At 56.8% G+C, this 22,967-nt stretch carries 16 protein-coding genes and 1 pseudogene; 12 read left to right on the top strand and 5 right to left on the bottom strand.

Annotated features, from left to right (window positions below; all coding sequences use genetic code 11):
* Positions 1 to 3: 3 nt before the first annotated feature.
* Positions 4 to 2,586: a glycoside hydrolase family 20 zincin-like fold domain-containing protein gene (locus P5205_08400; GenBank protein ID HSA10378.1), complete on the bottom strand. Its 2,583-nt coding sequence runs from the start codon at positions 2,584 to 2,586 to the stop codon at positions 4 to 6.
* Positions 2,587 to 2,922: 336 nt separating this feature from the next.
* Between P5205_08400 and P5205_08395 the strand changes: the two genes are divergently transcribed.
* Both P5205_08395 and P5205_08390 read left to right on the top strand, forming a co-directional pair.
* Positions 2,923 to 3,927 (top strand): Gfo/Idh/MocA family oxidoreductase, encoded by a 1,005-nt coding sequence (locus P5205_08395; protein ID HSA10377.1) that lies wholly within the window; start codon positions 2,923 to 2,925, stop codon positions 3,925 to 3,927.
* A gap of 60 nt (positions 3,928 to 3,987) precedes the next feature.
* Positions 3,988 to 4,962 (top strand): Gfo/Idh/MocA family oxidoreductase, encoded by a 975-nt coding sequence (locus P5205_08390; protein ID HSA10376.1) that lies wholly within the window; start codon positions 3,988 to 3,990, stop codon positions 4,960 to 4,962.
* On the opposite strand, the gene P5205_08385 is transcribed toward P5205_08390, so the two are convergent.
* Positions 4,963 to 5,769 (bottom strand): SDR family oxidoreductase, encoded by an 807-nt coding sequence (locus P5205_08385; protein ID HSA10375.1) that lies wholly within the window; start codon positions 5,767 to 5,769, stop codon positions 4,963 to 4,965.
* A gap of 156 nt (positions 5,770 to 5,925) precedes the next feature.
* On the opposite strand from P5205_08385, the gene P5205_08380 reads away from it, so the two are divergent.
* Together P5205_08380 and P5205_08375 are read left to right on the top strand one after the other, a co-directional pair.
* Entirely contained in the window at positions 5,926 to 6,693 is a 768-nt protein-coding gene (locus P5205_08380; GenBank protein HSA10374.1) for an aldolase/citrate lyase family protein, read from the top strand.
* Positions 6,690 to 8,189 (top strand): sodium/solute symporter, encoded by a 1,500-nt coding sequence (locus tag P5205_08375; protein HSA10373.1) that lies wholly within the window; start codon positions 6,690 to 6,692, stop codon positions 8,187 to 8,189. Before P5205_08380 ends, P5205_08375 begins: the two co-directional genes overlap by 4 nt.
* Positions 8,190 to 9,044: 855 nt before the next feature.
* Here the strand turns inward: P5205_08375 and P5205_08370 are convergent.
* Positions 9,045 to 11,126 carry an immunoglobulin domain-containing protein gene (locus P5205_08370; GenBank protein HSA10372.1) on the bottom strand — a complete coding sequence of 694 codons (2,082 nt, stop codon included), beginning with the start codon at positions 11,124 to 11,126 and terminating at the stop codon, positions 9,045 to 9,047.
* Positions 11,127 to 11,405: 279 nt separating this feature from the next.
* Here P5205_08370 and P5205_08365 point away from each other — a divergent pair, with 279 nt between their 5' ends.
* The gene (locus P5205_08365) at positions 11,406 to 12,806 is read left to right on the top strand and encodes a sulfatase (GenBank protein ID HSA10371.1); all 1,401 of its coding nucleotides are present in this window, start codon (positions 11,406 to 11,408) and stop codon (positions 12,804 to 12,806) included.
* Between the two features lie 7 nt (positions 12,807 to 12,813).
* On the opposite strand, the gene P5205_08360 is transcribed toward P5205_08365, so the two are convergent.
* The gene (locus P5205_08360) at positions 12,814 to 14,538 is read right to left on the bottom strand and encodes a ComEC/Rec2 family competence protein (GenBank protein ID HSA10370.1); all 1,725 of its coding nucleotides are present in this window, start codon (positions 14,536 to 14,538) and stop codon (positions 12,814 to 12,816) included.
* 38 nt (positions 14,539 to 14,576) lie between these two features.
* Here P5205_08360 and P5205_08355 point away from each other — a divergent pair, with 38 nt between their 5' ends.
* The 7 genes and pseudogenes from P5205_08355 (at position 14,577) to P5205_08325 (ending at position 22,122) form a co-directional block, all read left to right on the top strand.
* Entirely contained in the window at positions 14,577 to 16,211 is a 1,635-nt protein-coding gene (locus P5205_08355; GenBank protein HSA10369.1) for a recombinase family protein, read from the top strand.
* A gap of 1,337 nt (positions 16,212 to 17,548) precedes the next feature.
* A complete protein-coding gene (locus tag P5205_08350; protein HSA10368.1) occupies positions 17,549 to 17,740 on the top strand; it encodes a hypothetical protein in 192 nt (63 codons plus the stop codon).
* A gap of 655 nt (positions 17,741 to 18,395) precedes the next feature.
* Positions 18,396 to 19,094, top strand: a complete 699-nt coding sequence (locus tag P5205_08345) for a hypothetical protein (GenBank protein ID HSA10367.1) — start codon at positions 18,396 to 18,398, stop codon at positions 19,092 to 19,094.
* Positions 19,095 to 19,618: 524 nt separating this feature from the next.
* Positions 19,619 to 19,780 (top strand): hypothetical protein, encoded by a 162-nt coding sequence (locus tag P5205_08340; GenBank protein HSA10366.1) that lies wholly within the window; start codon positions 19,619 to 19,621, stop codon positions 19,778 to 19,780.
* Positions 19,781 to 20,087: 307 nt separating this feature from the next.
* On the top strand, positions 20,088 to 20,789 hold the full coding sequence (locus P5205_08335) for a hypothetical protein (GenBank protein ID HSA10365.1): 702 nt from the start codon (positions 20,088 to 20,090) through the stop codon (positions 20,787 to 20,789).
* A 65-nt stretch (positions 20,790 to 20,854) separates the two neighbouring features.
* Positions 20,855 to 21,448 (top strand): annotated as a pseudogene (locus tag P5205_08330) (BglII/BstYI family type II restriction endonuclease).
* A gap of 104 nt (positions 21,449 to 21,552) precedes the next feature.
* Positions 21,553 to 22,122: an MT-A70 family methyltransferase gene (locus tag P5205_08325; protein ID HSA10364.1), complete on the top strand. Its 570-nt coding sequence runs from the start codon at positions 21,553 to 21,555 to the stop codon at positions 22,120 to 22,122.
* Between the two features lie 20 nt (positions 22,123 to 22,142).
* Here the strand turns inward: P5205_08325 and P5205_08320 are convergent, their stop codons facing one another.
* Positions 22,143 to 22,928, bottom strand: coding sequence for a ComEC/Rec2 family competence protein (locus P5205_08320; GenBank protein HSA10363.1), 786 nt, complete (start codon positions 22,926 to 22,928; stop codon positions 22,143 to 22,145).
* Positions 22,929 to 22,967: the final 39 nt, after the last annotated feature.

Genomic DNA, 22,967 nt, shown 5'->3' with positions numbered 1-22,967 from the left:
GGGTCAGTCTGGCAGTTCCAGGAGACGGATTGGCCCGACGAAGCAGAGGGTGTAGTTGTTCTGCGAGACTTTGCGGTCTTCGGCGCGCAGGCGCAGCGTCAGGTCCTTGAGATCGTCGGGGAGTCGCGGGAGGCGGACCAGGAACCATTCGCCGCGTTCCGGCAGGCAGCCGAGGTCGGCTTCCCAGAGCAGCTTGTTCTGCCACTTTAGCTCCAAGAATCGGTAGCCTGCCCAGCGATACTTGGTTAGGGTGTTGGAGAAGAGGTCCTTATTAGCGGCGCTGGCAAAGAGCAATAGCCCGAGGCGGTCACGCCGACCCGAGATGGGCAAGATCGCTTGGAGCTCCGCATACTCGCCAACGTCGCCTGGCATCTTCCGGTCGGCAGCGAACGCCGCGGCCCGGGTGCTGCCACGATCATACAGGCCGGCCATCCAGTCACCCCAGAACCACTCATGGGGGGAGGGCAGGGCGGTCGCCAACAACCGATTGCTGACCTGCCAGCGACCGATGCCCCATCCGAGCGGCGGGGACGCCATTCCATCCAGCATTGGACCGGGGTTCACCGTAAACCAGAAATAATCCTTGAGCCGCTTCGCCAGCGCTTCCTGGCGCGAGTCCACCAGGGCCTGCCAGCCTTTTGCATCGAGCGACGCGCGCTTCTGCCACCACTTCACGTAGTCCTTGATGTGCGGATACGAGGGCATGGCATTACCCGCCTGCTCCACTTCCCGCAGCACCCGCTCCCGGTAGCTGGATGCAAGTTGATCCACGCTGGCGGTGTCGCCCGCATAGAGCGCGTCAAGAATCTTGCGTTGTTGGTCCGGCCACCAATCATCGGGGTAAGTCAGACTCGCTGCTGTTCGGTGCGTTTCCAGTTCCCGTCGCATTCGGTCGAGGTAGTCGGACTTTACCGCTGCCTCGGCGAGCAGCGTTTGGCCGGGCGCCTTCCGGGTGAGGTCATCGAGCAGCGACGCCAGTTCAGCCATCCAAGCCTCAGCGCGCGGGCGATCGGCGGCGGCGCGGAGTCGCGGTGGGCAGGAGGGCAGGTCGTCGCTGTGCTTATACGCGTAGCGGAATAGCCCAAAGAGTTGTTGCAGCCGGTCGTCGAACTTCAACGCGGCGGCGACCTGGTCTGCGCCAAAGACAATCGAGAAAATCCTGCTGCGTAGCGCGTTCCAATCGTGGCCGCGAGGGTTCCATCCCCACCAGTCAATCACGGGCACGATGTAGTGCTGGCCGAAGGCGTTGCCACCCCAGGGCATGACGGCCTCCAGGCATTCGGCGCCTTCGGCGAGCACGTCGTAATCCGGCGCGCTCCAGCCCAGCGACAGGGGTGGCACCCCGGTGTAGGACTGAGGGGTGAACAGCCGCGGCCAGTTGTGCCACCAGCCCGGTTTTACCTTGAGCCCGATCGAGCGCGCTTCCGCCACCGCCTCTGGCGACGGCACCCCGGTCCAGAACCAGATCGCCTGCTCCATGCCGGGCACCGCCATCATCTTCCGGTTGAACTCCGTCACGATCCGCTGATAGGAACCTTTCGGCGGTGTGATGGCGATCAAGTGCCCGCCGATCTTCCGCTCCCGCCCCAGCTCCAGCACCCGGTTCGCCAACGCTACCGGATCATCGCCCGGCCCTTTGTCGTCGAACGACAGCCACAACCCGTCCGCCCCCAGCTCCAGCAGCTCGCGATAAGTCCCCAGCACCTTGTCATACGCCGCCCGCGGCACGCCGCAGTTCACCGTCGCGTACACGATGATCCCCCGCAGATGCGCCTGCTTGATGGCTTCCGCGATCTCCGCCTTGTCCAGCCTCTCGCCCCCCTCGAAGGCGTAAATGCCGCTGCGCAGGTCTATGAAGTTGACACGCGACAGCACATACAGATCCAGTTCGCCGGGGCGCAAGTAATGACGGACTTGAGTTTGGGGCCGGCCCCGCCAGGGAACCACTGGCGCGTCGCGCACGACGCCGCGCACCAGTTCCAATTCCTTGCCCGAGGTGCGCAACATCTGAAACAACGTATCCTGCCCATACTCAACTCCGCGGGCGTTGCAGCCGCCGACGACCACTACCAGGCGGTCACCTTCGGGGACCTGGGCTATAACGTAACCGTCGAAACCCGGCGAGGTTTCACTCAGCTCGATTCGTTGTTTTCGGCACAGCTCATCGAGCCGCGCGCAGGTCGCTCGCTGGCCGAGCAGCACGAGCGTCTTTTCGGTTGGCTGCTCTTCGCCCTCGCGGCGGATCGGCCAGGTTTGGCCGTAGCGCTTGGCGACAGCCTCTTGCAGCAGCCGCGCGGCCTGGTGCTCCGGCGCGGCGGCCTGGCTGCCCATCACAATCGCCACCGTCCCGGGCACTAACTTGGCCGGAGGCTCAGCCGACCACTTCACTTCGCGGGGCGTTGGGACAAGTGCCGGGCCTTCGCTGGCGACAAGCGATGTTACCAGCGACAGCAGCAGGGCAATGGCCGCGGCCGTGGCCAGATAGCGGTTCACCGGCTGAACCCTTGACCTCGGCAAGGGAGTTCGCACAGCGATCATGTCGCCGATTGTGCCGACAGAGGATCGGGGCGCGGTTGGCTTCATCATGGCGAGTATGGACTGGCTTGGTTGGCGGTCAATACGTGAATCGGCATCAGCTTGGATCCTCGACGGTGTTGGTGGAGTTGGGCCTGCGTGGATTTGGGGAACAGCGCGCTGATCGCGTGGTTATGCCGTGACGCCCGCCCGGAGGCTGGCTCGTGCGGGCCGTATCGGCCAGCAGAAAGCCAGGCTGGTGACCGGTTTTGGATTTGATTTTGTCAGGAGCGAGCCAGGTTCTACCGGTTTGATCTGGCCGGCTAAACCGCGCGACAGCCCCTCAAGGATGCGTGTACAGAGTTTTCGATGCTTGCTTGCTGCGACGGCAGGAGTTGTAATGGGCCGATGAAACCTCGGATTCTTGTCATCGGTTGCGGGAGTATTGGAGAGCGGCACTTGCGCTGTTTTCAGCGGACGGGGCGTGCCCAGATGTTTGTCTGCGAAACCAATGCGGCGGTGCTGCAGAAGATCACCCAGCAATACCAGGTCGCCGGGTTCCCGGACGTGGCGACGGCGCTGAAGGCGGAGCAGTTTGATGGCGTGGTCGTCTGCACGCCGGCGAATACCCATATCAGGATCGGCCTCCAATGTTATCGGCAAGGCGCGGCGCTTCTGATTGAGAAGCCCTTGAGCACCGGGTTTGAGGAGGTGGAGGAATTGCGGGGGGAGATTGCCCGGCGCAAGCAGTTCTTGCGAGTGGCCTTCGTTTATCATTTCCAGCCCGGGCTCAAGGCCATCCGTGAAGTGTTGCGCAAGGGCACCTTCGGCCGCTTGCTCCATGTGGCGGCGGTGGTGGGACAGCACTTCCCGACATACCGGCCAGCCTACCGGCAGATTTACTACACGCGGCACGAGACGGGCGGCGGAGTTATTCAGGACATGCTGCCGCACCTGATCAATTCGGTGGAATGGCTCGCGGGGCCCAGCACGCGGGTGTTCTGCGAGGCGGGCCACCAGGCGCTCGAAGGGGTAACAGTGGAAGACACCGTGAGCGTGGCCGCCCGCAACGGCGACGTTCTGACCACATACTCGCTGAACCAGTTCCAGGCGCCGAACGAAGCGACATTCTGGTTCCATTGCGAACGCGGGAGCCTCAAGGCGGAACTGCACGAGCAGCGCTGGGGCGCCTATCCCCATGGCGCGACCGGTTGGGAGTATCAGCCGGCGCCGGTGAAAGAGCGGGATGATTTGTTCGTCGCGCAGGCGAATGCGTTTCTCGACGGTATGGCCGGCGTGGAGACCGACCTGGCTACGTTGGACGAAGCGGTGACGACGTTGAAGTGCAGCCTCGGGGCGCTGGAGTCCTGGCGGACGGGGAAGCCGGTCGAAATTGGGGGGGCAGGCAGTTAAACAAGCCGGCTGAGCCAAGTGGATTAAGCGAGTTGTTATGAGGTGAATCGGAGGTGCTCGATGAGAATTGAGAAGGCTGAAATCCGGCTGGCGATGCTTGGCATGATCGAGGGAAACGGGCATCCGTATTCCTGGTCGGCCATCGTCAACGGCTACAACCCGGAGGAGATGGCCAAGTGCCCTTTCCCGGTCATACCGCAATACCTGTCCGAAGTGTCCCTGAACACGATGCGCATTCCAGGCGCGCGGGTGACTCATGTCTGGACGGACGACCCGGCGGACGCGCCCAAGGTGGCCGCAGCCAGCCGCATCGAGAATGTTGTGGCGCGTCCCGAAGACGTCATTGGCCAGGTGGACGCGGTAATCCTCGGCACGGACGACGGGCACGAGCATGTGCGCCGTGCGCGGCCGTTTGTCGAAGCCGGGTTGCCGATGTTCGTGGACAAGCCGCTGGCGATCAATGTGCCCGACCTCAACCAGTTCATCCGCTGGCACCAGGCGGGCAAGGTCTTCCTCTCCAGCAGCAACATGCGCTACGCGCCGGAGATCAAGCAGGTCCTGCGGCAGAAGGCGCAGTTGGGCGAGCTGCGCTGGATCACGACCTGCACTAGCAAGACCTGGGAGCGGTATGCAATTCACGCCCTCGAAGGCATCTGGCCGGTGCTGGGCCCCGGGTTTCTCGGGGCCCGGACCGAGAGTCGTCCCGGATCGGACATCGCCTACCTCACCCACCGGAGCGGGGTGCAGGTGAACCTCGCAGTCATCTACGACGCCCTCGGCAGCTACGGTACGCTGCATGTGTTCGGCACCAAGGGCAACCTGGCGGTAAGCTGCTGGGACACCTACACGGCGTTCCGCAATCAGCTCTGCGCGTTTGTCGAGATGCTGCGCTCGGGCGAACGGCCCTACCCGCTGAGCGAGACCATCGAGCTGATGGCGGTAGTTATTGCCGGGCTGCGCAGCCGCGAGCGGGGTGGGACATTTGTTGAGACGAGAGAAGTCTATGCCGAGTTGGAGCCACCATTCGGCTGCTGATCACTGCCAGATGCTGAACCCGCCGTCCACCACCAGATTGTGTCCGGTGACATAATCTGAGGCAGGCGAAGCGAGAAAGAGAACGGCGCCGCGGAGGTCGGTTTCATCCCGGCCCATGCGTCCGAGCGGCGTGCGGTTGCCGTAGTCCTTCACGAATCCCGCGGGCAGCTTGCCGCGGTCGAAGCCGCCCGGGGAGATGCAGTTCACGTGCACGCCCAGCGGCGAGAGATACCCCGCCAGGTCGCGGGTCATGCCGATGACGCCGGCCTTCGCGGCGGCGTAGTCAATGGGCTGCCCCTGCATGTCATTGCGCTGGTACATCCGCCGGTCGCGTCCCACCACACCGGCGACGGAGGCAATGTTGATGATCTTGCCACGGCCTTGTTTGGCCATGACGCGGCCGAATTCCTGGCAGCAGTAGAGGGACCCGAGCAGGTTGATGGCGATCAACTCGGCGGCGTCTTCAGGCGCGCGCTCGAACAAGCGAGCCTTGCCCTTGCCGGTGGGAGTGCCGCCCGCGTTGTTGATCAGGATGTCAATGTGGCCTTTCCAGGCGGCGGCCTGGCGGGCCAGTTCGACGATCTGCGGCTGCCGGGTCACGTCCAGCGCCAGCGGGAGGATTTCCCGTCTGTGCTTGGCGCGAAGTTTGTCAGCGGTCTGTTGCACGACACTGAGGCTGCGCGAAGTCAGCACGAGATCGCAACCCGCCTCGGCCAGCACGTCGCCCATGTAGAATCCAAAATCGCGCGCGCCGCCGATGATCACGGCCACCTTGCGGCTCAAATCAAACATTTCGTGAATGGTCATAACCAGCTACAGGGGCTCTTTTGAGCCTGCAGCAGGCAGTCAGCCTGGCAGGAATCCGCCGGGGCTGCAAACGATTCCTTCCATGTCTGCCCAATGGACAAGCGAAGCCTTAGAGAAAAGGCTTTGCACCAACCGGGGTTGGCTTAAGCTTGCGCCATGAATCTGCGTTCAAGTCGAATCCTGCGGGAGCTGCGAGCCGGGAAGAGCCCGACCTGCTTCAAGCTCAATTTGGGTGATCCGCGGATTATTGAGCTTTGCGGCCTGGCCGGCGCGTCCGCGGTGTGGCTCTGCAACGAGCATGTTTCCAACGATTGGTTCAACCTGGAGAACCAGATCCGGGCCGCCAAGCTCTACGACGTGGATACCATTGTGCGGATCGAGAAGGGCAGTTACAGCGACTATGTCAAACCTTTCGAGGCGGACGCGACCGCGATCATGGTGCCGCACGTCAAGACGGCGGAGGAGGCCAGGCATATTGTCGAGATGACCCGCTTCCACCCGCTGGGTCGGCGCGCTGTGGACGGGGGCAACGCTGACGGGCGCTACTGCCAGATTCCCGTGACTGAATACATGGCGCACAGCAACGCAGAGCGGGTGCTGATCTTCCAGATCGAGTCGCCGGAGGCTTTGGAGAATGTCGAGGCTATCGCCGCGGTTCCCGGTTATGAAATGCTGCTGTTTGGTCCGGGGGATTTCAGCCACTTGCTCGGGAAGCCCGGGCAGTTGGATGCGCCCGAGGTGGTTGCCGCCCGCCAGCGGGTGGGGGCGGCGGCGAGCAAGCACGGGAAGTTCGCGGTTGCCCCCGGTATGCTGGCGCCCCGTGCCGTTCTCGAAGCCGAAGGCTATCGGGTGTTCACCCTTGGCGCTGATGTGCTCGGGTTGGGGGATTACTTCAAGGCGAAACTCAAGGCATTTGAAGCGTGACACGCTTTAGCTGGCTCGATTACAGCATCTTTATCGTTTACCTGGTCGGAGCGGTCTCCGTGGGCCTGCTATTCGTCCGGGAACAGCGCACCATCAAGGATTACTTCCTGGCCTCGCGCAGCATGGGGTCAGTCCTCGTCGGGGTTTCCGTGTTGGCCGCCCTGTTCTCCGGGATCAGCTATTTGGGTTGCCCCAGCGAAGTTTACGCTCACCGCGTCACCTTCGTCCTGTTTGGCCTCAGTTTCATCATCGCCACCCCGATCACCACTAAGCTTTTCATCCCCTATTTCTACCAATCACGCTTCTACACGGCCTACCACTACCTGGAGGAGCGGTTCTCAGTCCAGGTGCGCCTGCTTGCCTCCGCCCTGTTCATTCTTCGGGTGCTGCTGTGGCTGGCCCTGGTGACCTACGCGCCGGCACTCGCCCTGGAGCAGGTCACTGGTTTGCCGCTTTGGTTCAGCATTATTTGCACCGGCACCCTCACCACTCTCTACACCACCCTCGGCGGTATGAAGGCCGTCATTTGGACCGATGTCGTGCAGTTCGTCGTCCTCTTCGGGGGCCAGATCGTCATACTTTGCGTCGCCATCGCCCGCATCCCGGACGGCCTCTCGAGCGTGTATGAGATCGGGCGGGCGGCGGGCAAGCTCGACCTGAGCCTCAGTTTCGATCCCTCCGTGCGCGTCACCCTGTGGGGACTGCTCCTGGGCGGCGCGGTGATCAATCTCGTCCAACTGGCCACCGACCAGGTTTCCGTCCAGCGTTACCTTACCGCCACCAGCCTCAAGGAGGCGCAGCGTGCCCTTTGGCTCAAGTTCTGGCTCCTGATCCCCGTGTTCATCGTGTTCTACCTAACCGGCCTGGTGCTCTTCGCGTTCTACCAGATTCACGGCGACCCGCTGACGGCCGGCCGCATCACTCAGACCGACCAGATCCTGCCTTACTTCGTGATCACTCAGCTCCCGGCGGGGTTGCCCGGCCTGCTGATCGCCGCCATTTACGCCGGCACCATGTCCGCGACCTCCTCCGGCCTCAACGCCCTGACCACGGCCACGACCGTGGATTTCCGCCAGCGGCTGTCGCGCAAGCAACTGTCCGAAGAGCAGCAACTCCGCCTGGCCCGGCGTTTCACCGTCGCTTACGGGGCCCTGGTGATCCTGTTGGCCTTTGGCGTCAGCAAACTCGGCGCTCTCATCGAGGCCAGCAACAAGGCGATCGGTTTGGTGGGCGGCCCGTTGCTCGGGCTGTTCTTCCTGGGCATGCTCATCCGGAAAGCCACCTCGTGGGGCGCCATCATTGGCTGGGCGGCGGGTGTGGCGGCCGTTATCCCGGTTGCCTTTGCCACCAAGACATCGTTCCTTTGGTACGGCGTTGTCGGTTGCTTGGTAACCCTCTTCGTCGGCTGGATCGCGAGCCTGCTGATCTCCTGGCTGCGCCCGGCCTCTGCGGCCTCGCCGCCCCAGCCGTCTCCAGGCCAGGGGAGCGCATCTTGATTTAACCAGCATCCTCAAGCAGGGCTGTTTCGACGCAACAGCCGCCCTCGTGAGCAAGCGGACGACTCGGCGGGGTTCCACCTGCGCCAAGGCATTTTGGGGGATACTCGGGCGGGAGGAGACGCCGAAACCCCGCAGTCGCCGCCCTGTTGCCGCGGAAGAAGTCCCCGGTCACAGTCGGGAGGGTCCCGCCCTCCGCAAAGCGCTGGGATGGCGGATGTCTCGGCCCTACGCTCACATGCAAGAGGTTCTTCTCGGATTTGAAGGGAATGGCGGCGATAAACCGAAGTCTCGGACTGCCCTGCTAACCCTCGGCACTCCCGCCGGAAGGGCGCCGGCGCTATGACGGTCGTGTCGCATGCTGTCGTTGGCTTGCGGTTGGCTGGATAATGGCTTGCCAATGCGGTCAGGCTACGGTGTGGTTCCCATGGGGGTCGGGCCCCATGGGAACCACACCGTAGCATCCTCGCACCGTCACCGTATTCCCAAGCCAAGGGTGCCGATGTCAGCGGCGAGTATAGGAGGCAGGGAAACAGCATCCCTGTCCAAAATGTGGACAGTGGGGAGATTTGGATTTGGGAGGGCCGATCCTTTTCTGGCTGGGGACGTAATCTCTCAGTCTGGTAAGGCGTTTTCGCCGAAAGCGCCGCCGTTTGGCCGCCTCGGGGAGGCAGCCCCGCCCAAGACTGAGTCCTTACTGGGGGCGAACGATTACCCTGTTTTCCCATTGCCTCGGCCCTCCGGGTTGTGAGGGTGGGAACCAACGTTGGCGCTTCCCGAAGATCCGCGATGAACCAAACAAAAGGGCCGGGAAGCCACAGGGCTTTCCCGGCCCGAACCACTTCCGCACGCCATCTATTCCGCCGCAGGCAACTCCGGATTTGCGAGCAGATAGAACCGCTGCACGTCGCCAGGTGTCACGTCCTGATAGACGACCGGGGTAACGCCGTCGAACACGCCCCACTGGCCCGTGTAGGTCCAATCAGGTGTCTGCAGTGGCGCCGTGATGCTCGTGCTGTAATAGAGGTACCAGGTCTCGTTTATCCAGCCGAGGAAGGTCAAGGTGTAGCTCCCGCCGGGGTTAGCGACAATGCTCGTGAATCTAGGCTGAGCCGGCAGTACCGCCAGGTACCGGGAGAGGCTCGTGGCCGTGCAGCCTCCCGCGCTCGTGGTAACCACCACCGAGTAGCTGCCCTCGTCGGCGGCTTGCAGGTTGGCGATAGACAGGGCACTGGTGCTCGCCCCGGCGATGGTCGAACCCCAGCCCGTGGGGCCGTCCGAGAGGTCAATCCCGCCGCGCTTCCATTGGTAGCTCAGGGTGGGTGCTCCCGTAGCCGTTACAGTGAAGCTCGCGGTCGTCCACCCGCGATTGGTCTGGTTCAACGGCTGCTGGGTGATGGCCGGATCAAGCACCGTTAGCACCATCTGCCCCTTAATCACCTCCGGGATCGCGTTATTGGTCACAAATACCGAGTAGGTTCCAGCGTCCCCGCTGGCGCAGGTTACGTTGTTATAGGCAAGCGAGGTGGACGTTGCCCCGGGCAGCTCGCTTCCATTTTTGAACCACTGGAAGCTCAGGGAGTCCGTGCCGTTGGTCTTCAGGCCAATCGTAACATTGGCCCCGGCGTTGACTGACTGGTTTTCCGGCAGACCAAGCTGCGCAATCCACTCTGGTACCGTCATCACGTAACCGCGCGTGGCACCAGCCGCGCCCACCCCTGTAATCACCAAGTCTCCGGCCGCGCTAATGCCAGCGCTATACGCGCGACTCATGCGCGTAAAACTCCCCGCAAACCCGTTATTGACCGCAAGGTCGGTCAGGTCCAGTACCGTCCACTTCGTCGGATCCGGATCGGTGGTGTTCCACACGACGGCTTTCTCACTGCCACGGTAGTTCATGCCCACCGCATATCGTCCGTCGGGCGTGCAGCCGTAGGGGATACCGCGCGAGACGGACCCTCCCGTGTCGCTAAACTCAGGCAGTGCGTTCACGCTCCCCTGAGTTGTTCCGTTGTTGGAGGGGGGCGTGTTGGAGAATGTAGTCTTGTAACCATAGTAGTTATTAGGATCGCTGGCGGTCTTCGAGCGGCCAAATACTGTGTTTCCATCGGCCGAAACCGACCACGCTTCCCCGGAATCGGTACCATCCAGCCCGTTGAAGAAGGCTGCAATCAAGCCGGGATAATCGAGTCTGTAATTCCGCCTGTTCGCTTGTGTGGTGTTGCTTCCCCGCCAACCCACTGCTCGGCCGCTGGCGCCGATGCCGTTCATGGCACCCCTGTCGCCGGAGATCCCCTTCTCGTCATAATCCATCAGCGCCGTGTTCGTCTCCACGCCCACGATGAGATTCCACTTGTTCGTGCCCTTGCCTATAACAAGCAGACTTGACTGAGCGCTGCTTCGGCTAGTGACGTAGTAGGTATCCGAGGTGCCGTCGGAGCCGAGCTGGTTCACCGCGCTGATGGTCTGGCCGTAGGTCCAATTGGCATTGCGCCGCTTGTTGGCGAAAGTCACGCCTCCGTCGGCGGTCATCCACTCGGCAACGCCGCTGGTGGTGTTTCCGGCAATGATTAGCTGCTGCTGGGCGGGAGTCTGATTGACATCGGTTCGATAGCCCACGCCGACGGCCGTAGTGGACTGGGCGTTGTCGGCGCTGATTACGTTGATGGCACTCCCGCTGCCGACCGGATAAAGAAAGCCCCTCACGCCGTCTTGGGATCCTCCACCGAGACTGCTGCCTGCCGAATTTCCCACCACATACTGCCCGTCCGGCGTAATCGCGCGGCCCTCGTTGGACGTGTCCGGCACGTTCGTAATCACTAGAGTTGGTATCTCGCTGAGGGTGGGGCCGACACCCAGCGCGTTCGTGGCGCACCAAGTCGCGAGGAATAGGATGATTAATACAAATGGGATTGGGATGTTTTGGTTCTTGTTCATAGCTGTGCGGTTGTTGTTTGCTGCCGCGGCTGAATTCGCGGGCACCCGGCTCCACAACTCAGCCGCAGGTCGTTCTGCCAAGACCCTAAGCCGAGGCGTGGGCAAGCGCAAGCGGCTTTCCCAGCCTGGAACATGTCTGTTGGACAGACAGGGATCGTCAGCGCTTGTGGTCCAACCCAATGAGCCTGGCTGTTACTTCAGGAGCCGTATTGCCGCTCGGCCAGCCACCGCGGTGCTTGCTTTCCCCGGTGCCCCAATGCGATCCTGACGGGTGTTGCAATGAAGCGGAATACTCTCCTGCTGATCCTGCCGCTGTTGGCGCTTGGCGCCTCCGTCCGGGCAGTCTCGCCGGAGCCGAAACTCAACGTCCTGTTCATCGCGGCGGACGATCTTAATGCTGATCTAGGCTGCTACGGCCACCCGCTCGTCAAGACTCCCAACCTCGATCGTCTGGCGGCTCGTGGTGTGCGGTTCGACCGCGCTTATTGCCAATACCCCTTGTGTAATCCCTCGCGCTCCAGCGTGATGACCGGTCGCCGTCCTGACACGACGCGTGTTATTAACAACGGCCCGCATTTCCGGCAGGTCTTGCCAGACGCGGTTGCCTTACCCCAGCTTTTCCGGCAGCATGGCTATTTCACGGCCCGTGTCGGCAAAATGTACCATGCCGGGGTCCCGATGGAGATAGGCGCTGACGGCATGGACGACCCGGCTTCCTGGGACCACGTTGTAAACCCCCGGGGTCGGGACAAAGATCAGGAGGATGCGCTGGTCAACTTCACCCCCCACCGGAGCCTGGGCAGTTGCCTCTGTTATGAGATGGCCGACGGCACTTCCGAAGAACAAACCGACGGGAGGGTCGCCACCGAGGCGATCAAGCTGCTTGAACAACACCGCGACCGTCCCTTCTTTCTTGGCGTTGGCTTCTACCGCCCGCACTCGCCGCATCTGGCGCCAAGGAAATTCTTCGAGTCCTACCCGCTGGAGAGCATCCCGGCCCCATGCGGTCCCCCAGGTGATTTGAAGGACATCCCCCCGGTCGCGCAATTCATCACGCCGCCAAACTGGGGGGCTACCGAGCAACAGCAGCGGGAGGTGATTCGTGGCTATTACGCCTGTGTCAGTTTCATGGACGAACAACTCGGCAAAGTGCTGTCTGCGCTGGATCGCTTGAAGCTGGCGGATACGACGATCGTCGTCTTCTGGGGCGATCACGGCTATCTGCTGGGTCTGCACGGGCAATGGATGAAGACCATGCTCTTTGAAGGGGCGGCCCGCGTGCCACTGGTGATAGCGGGGCGAGGAGTTGCCAGGGGAAAACCCTGCGCGCGCACTGTTGAGCTGTTGGACCTCTATCCCACACTGGTTGACATTTGCGGGCTGCCTCCGCCACCAGACCTGGAGGGCAAGTCACTACGGCCTCTGTTGGTAAATCCCGAAGCTCAATGGGCCCGCCCCGCCTTCACACAGGTGGTGCGTCTCACCGACAAGCGTCGGCCAGTCGGGCGCAGTGTGCGCACCGAACGCTGGCGTTACACCGAGTGGCAGGATGGCAAGTTGGGCTCAGAGCTCTACGACCACGACAGTGACCCCAACGAGTTTGCCAACTTGGCGCAAGATCCGCAGCACGCTGCTGTCGTGGCAGAGCTTAAGGCATTGCTTCGCAGGATGCGGCGGTAGTTTGGGATCAGCGCAGAGAATCGGCCTCTGCGACCTCGCTCTCTGTCCTGGCCGGGGTGGCGTCTGGTTTGGGCGCCGGGCTCCCGGCTGTGAACTGGACGCCATTCATGGCGCGTGCTTTCCATCCTGACTTGTGAAACTCGATGGTAGCCGCCCCGGCCGAACGCGTGTAGATCACCGGTGTATTCCTCTGCGCCAATCGCTCTTTCAGTTTTGCTCCGGCTCTCTCCGAGGCTGGGAACTCTGAATCGGCAACGACAATCAGGCTTGGTTGTATAGCATCCAGCAGTGTTTCACCGAGAGGCTCCCCCTGGGTAGGCAGCCCGGTGACGACAATATCCGCGCGCAGGTCGGGGCTTCTTTCTACCAATGCGTTCTGGCCCGCGCGGCCAAGGTCGGAAAGCAACAACACCCGTGAGCCATGGATGCTGTTGGACAAGACCAGCGTGCTGTCGTCGGCCTGGCTAAAACGGTCGTCAGGTGCCGGGTGAAGCACTGTCCACGAACCAATCCGATCATCGGAGCTGACCCGTTGCACCCACTCCGGGACTTGCGCGAACTCTTGCGTGAGTTGCCGGTAGGTGGGCGAGCGGAAGCGCACGGGGCTGACCAGGATGTGATGCGCGCGGAACATCTCCGCGACGAGTCCAGCCCCGCCGATGTGACGCAGGTCGCCGTGCGTCAGAATCAAGTTCGGCAGCCGGTTGATTCCGCGGGCCCGCAAAAAGGGCTTGGTGATGAACTCGACGGAATTGGTCACGCCACAATCCATCAGCCACGAGTCGCGCTTCGCCTGAGCATGGAAATAGGTGGCCATTCCGCCGTTGACGGGGATCACCGTCAGGCTGACGGGTGGCCGTGCCGCCTCGCGATGCCAGAAGTAGAATCCAAGCAAGCCTGCCGCGCCTGCCAGTATCCAGCCGCGTTGCTTTGCCGGCAGAAGTCTGCTCAACAGTGCTCCTATCAAAGCAAGGTAATAGGCACTAATTCCCAGCACTGACGGCCCCTGCACATACCAGTAAGTTCCGGGGAACAGTGTGGCCCAATTGCTAGCGTTGACCATCCACCGCATCCACAACCAGCCGCTGTGGTTGAACAACTCCGCCACCCAGGGCAGCCAGAACCCGCATATCAGGCTGCCGAGATTGGCCGCCAGCGCCAGGGTGCTCAACGGCACGATGCACAGGTTGGCCGGGAGAGTAACGGGACTGGCTAAATGAAAGTAATAGGCCGTCAGGGGCAGCGACCCCAGCCAGGCAGCGAGAGATACCGCCAGTGACGTGGTAAGCCATCGCAGTGGAGTCTTCGAGCATCGCCGCCAGGGCGGCTCGAGGTCTGCCGGCAGGAGTGGATCGGTTTTGAGAAGGCGGTCACGCGCTGCCTCGAATGGCGGCACGAGCAGTGCAATGCTGAGCACCACGAAGAACGATAATTGGAAACTCGCTCCGAATACTTGCTGGGGATCCCACAACAGAATGACGAAAGCAGCGGCGGCTAGCGAATTCACCAGATCGCTAGGCCGCTTCAACGCCCAGCCGCCGATGATTATAGTCATCATCACCGTCGACCGGATGGCTGAAGGCTGCCAGCCGGTTGCCGCGGTGTAGAACCAGATCAATGGGATGATGCCCCATCCGCACCAAATCCGCGGCACCTGAACCACGCGCAGCAAAGCCACCAGGATTCCCGCGATCAGTGCGATGTGGAGGCCGCTGATGGCAAAAATGTGCATGCTTGACTTCCTCTTTCACTAAACGGACATTGGGGGGTATGAAAACAAGCAATTCTGAAAAGAAAGCCGGAACACGGACAGCATATTCTTACATCCGGTGGAGCAGTTCCAAACAATCTTTGGGTGACTCCAAACGGAGACAGATAGAGGCCGGTAAGAAGTGGTGCCGGAAAAACGGAGTCATTCATTCAGACGAAACATTCTTTGACCCAGCCAAGAGTGGCTTCAAGGGTGAGAACCTTGCCGATGGTGGTGAGCTCAAACGATTCAAAGACCTTGTTGACAATGGAACAATCAAGGCCGGCTCAATCCTGCTCTGTGAGAATTTTGATAGAATTTCCCGTCTAAAACCCATCAAGTCATATTCCCTTTTCCTTGAGCTAATCAATGCCGGTATCGGCATCGTGTTCACCCTCTCCTATGACCAAAGAGTTATTGATTCAGATTTGCTGGAAAAGGAGACCGGTCTGCTTCAAATGATTTTGGGTGAGTGTATCCGTGCTCATGCTGAATCGGCTAGGAAGTCAAGGCTGGTGAGTGAAGCCAAACAAGAAACACGTTCCCGAATCCTCAAGGGTGAAGTTATCAGACACAACAACGTGCCGAAATACTTCACATGGAACAAGGACACCAAGAGCTATGAACACAACGACAAGACACCCTTGATTAAAGACCTTGTTGCCGACTACTTGAACGGCCATTCCCTTTACAGCATTGCCGGTGAGCTAAACCGAAAAGGTGTGAAGTCAATGAAGACCCAAGGCAAGTGGTCCCCCCGTTCCATCAAGAGCATTCTAACCAATAGGGTGCTGCTTGGTGAATACATGGGCAACAAGTCATTCTTTGAACCCATCATCAAACAAGACGAGTTTAATCGGCTCCAAGTGCTCTTGGAACAAAACACCCACGACCGAGGCAAGGCTGCTGACCTTGTGAACATCTTCAAGGGTATTGTGTTCTGTAAGTGTGGTAAGAGAATGAATGTGCTTAGCCAGTCAACCGATTACAGAACCAAGAAGAAATGGAAGAAGGTTTACCGATACATTAGGTGCTGCTCCGTTGCTCAAGGCCAACCATGTGAACACAAGTTCTGTGTTCCACTAAATCAGATTGAACTGGAATTCTTTGTGAAGTGCTTGCTTGCTGACCCCCGAACACTGCTCGGCAATGGTGAGACAGACGACACAAAGAAGCTCCGTAGCCTTGTCACCAAACATCAAGCCAGAATCAATGCCCTTACAGACCAAATAAAACGGCTGGTTGACTTGTCAGAATCCATGCCCATGCCAGAGCTAAAGGCCAAACTCTCACGGCTGAACACGGAGAGGGATGCTGTAAAGGCCATGCTGGACCACGTGAACATGGACCTGCTCAAGACAGAGACAACCCCCACCGATTTCCTTGACGTGAGGAAGATTGTGCTGGCCTCTGATAAATCAATGGGAAAGTGGATTGATGCCCACACCTATCAGTTCTCACCACAAGAATCGGCATTTGATGACATGGCTAAAAAGGTTCAGTCATTGCTACAGACGGACAACTCCTTACGATTGAAGCTCAGAACCATTCTGCCAAGGGTTATCGGCAAGATTGTTGTGGATAGTGTGGACAATCGGTTCGAGGTATTCAATCACGGAGGCAAATGCCTCTACACGTCAATGCTGTTGGCTTAACGGCACCTTCACTCAATAACCCACCCGTGACCCGGCACGAACGTTTGCCGTTTGCCCTCACTTGTTTCAATAATCTGAATGGTATCGTTGCTGTCTATATCAAACCACTGACCAGCAACAAAGATTAGGTGCCGTGGATTGGGTGTATAGCTGATGGTGATTGGGAGTGCTACTGCTCCGTCCTTGTTTGTTATTACATTCATGTGCTCACGATAGCACGATATACACGACTGCCAGCTAGGAGTTGCCTGGGGGTATATGGAGTGAGGGAAGGCCAATCAAAACGTGCCTGAACCAAGCCAGGCTCTATTGCTAAGGGCTTAGGGCTACCACCCCCCCCTCAAGGAATCTCTTAACCCCATTGCCGGCCGTCTTGTGGGTTCCGTGGGCAGTCCCGTCTATATGACAACAGCTTTTGGCAACATAACCCACCTTTGATACGTATTATTGCTCATTTGCTGAAAGGTTTTGCTCGGTCACCTGATGTCCGTTTTCGGACATCATACGTATCGGTTGCACTAGGAAAATTATAGTTTAGTGTAAGAGCCAAGTTCTGTATATGTATTAGCAGAGTAGTTTACATCAGCTTCAACACATATTTTGTAAACCACGTAGCCCCTGACTTACTTTAACCCCAAGTTAGGGGCTCTTCATTTATGGACTAGGAAACTCCTAGCTTACACCCCAAAGATATTTCGAGAATTATTGACGTAACATTTACGTCCAGCATAGTTATAGGCAGTTAAGGAGACAAAGACACATTATGACAAAGCAAGAACGAGACACACTATATCGTGAGAAGATGGCAGCCAAGGGATACAAAATACATTCCTACTGGATGCCAATTTCTATCATTGAGGAAGTTAGGCTTTTCATTAAGTCACGAGAGAAGAAGCTTAATAAGTCATAACGGCTCCGTAGTTTGTAGTTAACATAAGTTACATGTAATTAGCATCCGTAGCTGGGGTTAAAACGGAATACAAAATATCCTTGAGGGTAAAGCAGAGAAGGGTTCACAGAAATAATTCTATACCCTGTGAATGACAACATTGATGCTCCTCTAAAAATATCGTGAGTTAGTCATTGCCTGAAGCCCTATATCAGATGATTACGGAGGGACTGAATAGGATGTGAAGCAGTGATAGTCCGAGGAACGATATAAAAGAAACTATCCTTACTTGTTAGAGGCAGTCCAAGTGATTGTAAGTCAGCAAGGGTAAACGAAATGACTTTGGGAACTCTTCTATTCAACGTAGCTTTTTATTTAATCTGCTATGGGGGATAGAGGGGGTTTGCCGACGTATAGAGTATTTAGAGAGTAGATAACCACACAGATTATGAAGATAACCTATAAACTGATAAACGACCTGATGACACCCAGAGGAGCTTGGACAAGAGACACGTTGAGAAAGCTTGGTGTGAAGTGGCCACCGAAGCACGGATGGAAGGAAAGAATTGTCGGCAATGAAATACCAGATACCACCTTTGACACAGCACCTAAACTTGCCGAACACTTTTTTGAGTATTAGCAATACAGATTAAAGCCAGCTCCCCCACCACCAGGTGGGGGGCACGTGCTAAAGGATGAACAATGACAACCAAAGACAATGCTCTGACTGCTGGACACTTTAGAGATAGGCTTGCCGGTATATCAGACACAGAACGATGGAACCTTGAACACTGCTACCAGAGAGCATTGGAGCTTGAGCCAGTAGCAATCAGTATGAGTTGCTTTGTTATCAGAGACGAAGATGGCCTTTGCCCATCACTCACACCAGACGTGCCGATACTCATTGCTGTATGGAATGGTAGAGGCTTAATCCTTGACGGGTGCCACAGAGTTGCTGAGGCCAAAAAACACAATGCCCAATACATCCTAGGTTATGTGCTCAATGAAGACCTTATGAAAGAATTGCTGCTATGAAAAAGGACGAACCACTACCCGTTAGGACAAGCCCCGAGACACTTATCAAAGACAAGATGATAAGTTGCTTCGGTGTGGACTTGAGAACATTTATGAGTGAGCAGGAAATACAGACCCTTTTGAGGTCCCTCCTTGCTGAGTGTAAAAGGCAGAGACGAGCCCTTTGACAACCCTATGTATAGCACAGGGATATGGTTTAAGTTTCAACGGCTCTTGAATCGTATCTAAACAACAATGATGCCGTGAAAAGGATAAGATATATGACGATTAATCAATTCAGAAAAGAACTAGCCACCAAATACAATGTGTGGAAGAAAAACAAAGCTACTTCACCAATTGAAGATGCTAGAGAAGTTCAGTCCGAGTATGACAAGAAAAAGCACGAAGAGTATTTGGAACGTGCCGAAGCAACCAATAAGGAATTGCTGGCAAAGATTGCCTCCAATGAGAAGCAGATTGCCGAATTGAAGAAGCAATCAGACAAGGCACCCGTCAAGGTGTGGCCTGTCACAAGGGACACCAAGCCCGTTGCTACCAAGGAACGTTTTATTATTGAAAATAGGACACCGAAGCAAGTCACCGAAGCTGAGTTCATTGCTGCCTTCAAGGCCCGTGGCTTTGATGCTTCAGTTCAGCATCCATCCGACCAGTTCAGCAAGACAACTGCCTACAAGTTCCCGAAACACGGCTACTGCCTTATGTTCGAGAATGGTAAGGCTTACTATCAGACAGACAAGATGGAGACGGCTACGTTGCTGGTAAAGAACGGACCCGGCTCTGCTGGTATGGTCCGTAACAATCTCAACAAGAATGAAGAAGCACTTCATTTGACAAAAGATGACTTTACTTCATTGGTGAAAGCTAATGTGAGTGCTGAGGAACTATTTAAGAGTTATCAGCAACTCAAAGCTCCCGACAAGGTGAAGCTTAATAGCAATGCTGCTACGGCTGTATGGTAACAAATGTGTATAACGATATGAGACGAGCCCTTCGTGAGAGTGGCTACAGCTACGGGGATTGTATCCGAAAGGGTAAGGACCCAAAGCACTTGGAACGAATGCTTAATCTGCTCTCAATGTATGGCACAGCTACAATAGAGCACTCTAACATTCTACGTCATATAGAAACATATATGAACGGAGGCCAAGAGGATGGCTATCGTTATACCAGATAACTTCACTTGGCTCTGCTACCTTCATTGTTCAAAAACATGATTATCTTTCCGTAGTGGAGCCAAGTAATTTAACAACCTGCCGGTTGTGAACACAGAGGGCAGTCAAACACCTACCTGTTTGGCTGCTCTCTTTTTTTGTGGTTATGACTTTCTCAAAGATATGTATTCCTGTGGACTAAATCACCACACCAAACAACAAACAGAAAGAGAACAATTATGAAATCAATCACAAATCAATTTTCAATTCCCATCGGAGTATATTGGCCCCCAGCACAATCTTCAGCACTTCACGAGTGGTAAGGTAAGCCTATGAACCATAAATGGAAAAAGAAACTGCCGGACTCGGTGGAAGTCATAGATGCTGTGGTTGCTGCTACTGCCCAAGAAAGAGGCATTCAAGCTGGAACCAAAGCCTATGACAATCTGTTCCGAGAAGTCATAGACGACATATCCTCAACAATTAAACATTAACAATGATTGGAACAACCCTCCTGCCCCAGAATACACCCGTATATCGGATGTGGGGTGGGAGGGGTTATCCACAAAAACATTATATGAAAGAAATTGAACTGAACATAGAAGCTATCAAAAGAGAGTATAAGAGAACCAAGAGACAATTGGAGTTGCTTGAGTTGCTCCTAAAGAATTGGGGGTTAGCATGAGACACGGATTTACCCTTATCGAGTTGCTGGTAACAATCAGTATAATAGCCATTTTGGCCAGTTTGATTTTGCCTGCTCTTCACAAAGCCAAAGTGAAGTCACAGAGGATTGTCTGTATGAATAACTTGAAGCAGATGACCTTTGGCTGGAAATGTGCCAATGATGACAACGGCTACATTATGAGTGCCTATCCAAAGCTTGGGGATGGTTGGGTAATGGGCACGGCTGAGGATACTGGAATGCCAGTTTACGGGTATGACTGCTCTGACGAAGAAGGTATCAAAGCTGGATTGCTTTGGCCCTATACAAGTAAAGCACTGCCGGTTTACAAATGCTGCTCGGACAAGAGAGTAGCCTTTACAGGTCCACACAAAGGCAGTCCCGTGCTTAGAACTACATCAATGAATAGCTGTATGTCCGGACGTTCAAGTTTTGACCCCGGTGGAACGTGGACTTTCAGTGGCTATCCAGCAAATCCCCCACCGGTTTTGAAGTATAAGATATTTACAAAGGAAAGCCAAATTTTACACCCATCAGACACTTTTGTATTTTTGGATGAAGACCCCCGTTCAGTAAATGATGGCATGTTCCTTGTGGATTTGGAAATGGGCCAAGGGCTTTTGGATATTCCAAGCCGTGCCCACGACTTCGGTTATGCTGTCAGCTTTGCTGATGGTCGTTCGGCCATACGAAAGTATAAGGATGCCGGAAAATACAAATCGTGGAATCAGATGGGCATGGGGCACGATGCCGATTGGCAGATGATACGTGATATGGCCACCGAACCCGTCAACGGAATGTTGGCAGCAGCCAGATAATCAGACGGAAGGGCAATTGCCGGTTTTGGTTTGCATTGACCGGAGCCGAGTGCTAAACCCGGCTCATGGGCACAGAATTGTTGGCACCCTTTTTACGAAAAAACTATGAACTGCATGAGTGGAAACATGCTTGTGCTATTCTTTCCACCGATTTCAAGGCAGAGCTGGCAGAGTTGACGGAGGTTCTGAGCAAGTTCCGGCTGTTAAAAAGTGCCGTCGGGATGGGGGGTGGAAACAAAGGCCCGATGGCCAAGGCCCTTGATGGTGCTCTGTTGACTTTGGGCTGGAAGCCGAAAAACTTTGATACAAAAGTTGTGCTGGACGGAAAGCCGATTGAGTCCCCCACCCATGAGATTGACTGCTTCAAGAATCAGATAGCCCTTGAGATTGAGTGGAACAATAAGGACCCATTCTTTGACCGAGACCTAAACAATTTCCGACTGCTGTTTGAGCTCCGTGCTATCAGTGTGGGCATTATTGTGACCCGTTGCACCCACCTTCACGAAAAGACGTTCAAGACCCTTCCTACCGAGGTTAAGAAAAAGTATGGGGCCTCAACTACTCACATGGGCAAACTGCTGCCCAAGATTGAAGGTGGTGGGGGTGGTGGTTGCCCAATCCTTGCTATTGGGATTTCTGACAAGGTTTGGGTTGAGGATGTTACCAACGAAGCTCTTTCGGTATTGATTGCCAAGGCCAAGGAAGAAAAGAAGCAACGGAAAAGGATTGGCTTACCTGAGCCGGCAGCAGAAGATGATGAAACATGACGGCATCAGAAGATTTGATAAAGAGCATTGACGGAAAATTCCGAACCATTCTCATTGACCCACCTTGGAGGTTTCAGAACCGAACGGGGAAGATGGCCCCCGAACACAAACGGCTTATGAGGTATGGCACGATGTCCATTGAAGACATTAAATCGTTGCCGGTCTCACGTTTTGCCGATGAAAAGTGCCACCTTTATCTATGGGTGCCCAATGCCCTTTTGCAGTGGGGCCTTGATTGCATGTCGGCTTGGGGGTTTCAATACAAGACAAACTTGATTTGGTATAAAATCCGTAAGGATGGTGGCCCCGATGGCAGAGGGGTGGGGTTCTACTTTCGGAACGTGACCGAAATCGTTTTGTTTGGTGTGAAGGGAAAAGCCAACAGAACCCTAAAGCCAGGTCGAACAATGGTGAATCTGTTTTCCACAAGGAAGACCGGTCACTCCCGAAAGCCAGACGTGCTCTACAGCATCATTGAGAAGTGCAGTGCTGGCCCATACCTTGAGCTTTTTGCCAGAAAACGGCACCCAAAGTGGACGATATGGGGCAATGAGGCCCCCCAATAGAATCAAGGGGTTTGACGTGTTTAGTGAAAAAAGAACACGTCCATAGTGCCGGAGCGCATAAATGGCTCATATACCTCATTGGTTAACGCCGGCTTCCAACCAAGTGTCATCGCCCAGATCAGACGCAGAGCTTCGTCTTCCTCCGGCAAGCCCCGCCTCAGCGTCGTGCGCGCCCACTCCACGAATCGATCTCCCAGCGGCCGAAATGATCTGGCGTCCAGCAGGCGCCAATCATTAGTCGTAGAGGCGTTGAGCAGATAGTGAACGCCTTGTCGCCGCAAGTATGCGCCGTAATCGAACAAGCCCTCGGCGACAGGGGTCGGCGGTGGCGCCAGGACCCCGGCAACCTCCACCAGCCTGCCTGCAAAGATATCCTCCGGCAGCCGCGCCGGTGTGATGACAAGGACCTCGCCGCATGCCGCTCGCCAGTCGGCGCAGCGACAGAGTAGATGGCTGACCCGGATTTGCGCAATGGACCGCACGGTTTCCTTATCGTCCCGGACGTAGATCCGGTGTCCGGGCGTCTCGCGGAGCCTGCCGCGCACGGTGACCAACTGCGCCGTCTTCCCCTGCGTCAGCCTCAGGTCGTGCGGCGAAACGGAAGTCGTGCGGCAGACCAGGTTTGTCCACCCCGTGAAAAACAGCAGCGCCCAGAGGAGGCAGGGCCGCGCTCGATCGAGGAACAATGCCGCTCCTGCCAGACCTAATGAGATCGCGAAAAGGAGGGCGAGAGGCGGTTGGCAACACTCTGCGAGCAGCAGTCCGCCTGCATAGACCAATGTCACTCCAACCAAGGGTCGTTTCATCGGATACGGTCAAATTATGCGGTCGTGCTCCGCTGCGCG

Source organism: Candidatus Paceibacterota bacterium, assembly GCA_035452965.1.
Classification (GTDB): domain Bacteria; phylum Verrucomicrobiota; class Verrucomicrobiia; order Limisphaerales; family UBA8199; genus UBA8199.
This window is presented reverse-complemented; position numbering and strand designations above follow the sequence as displayed.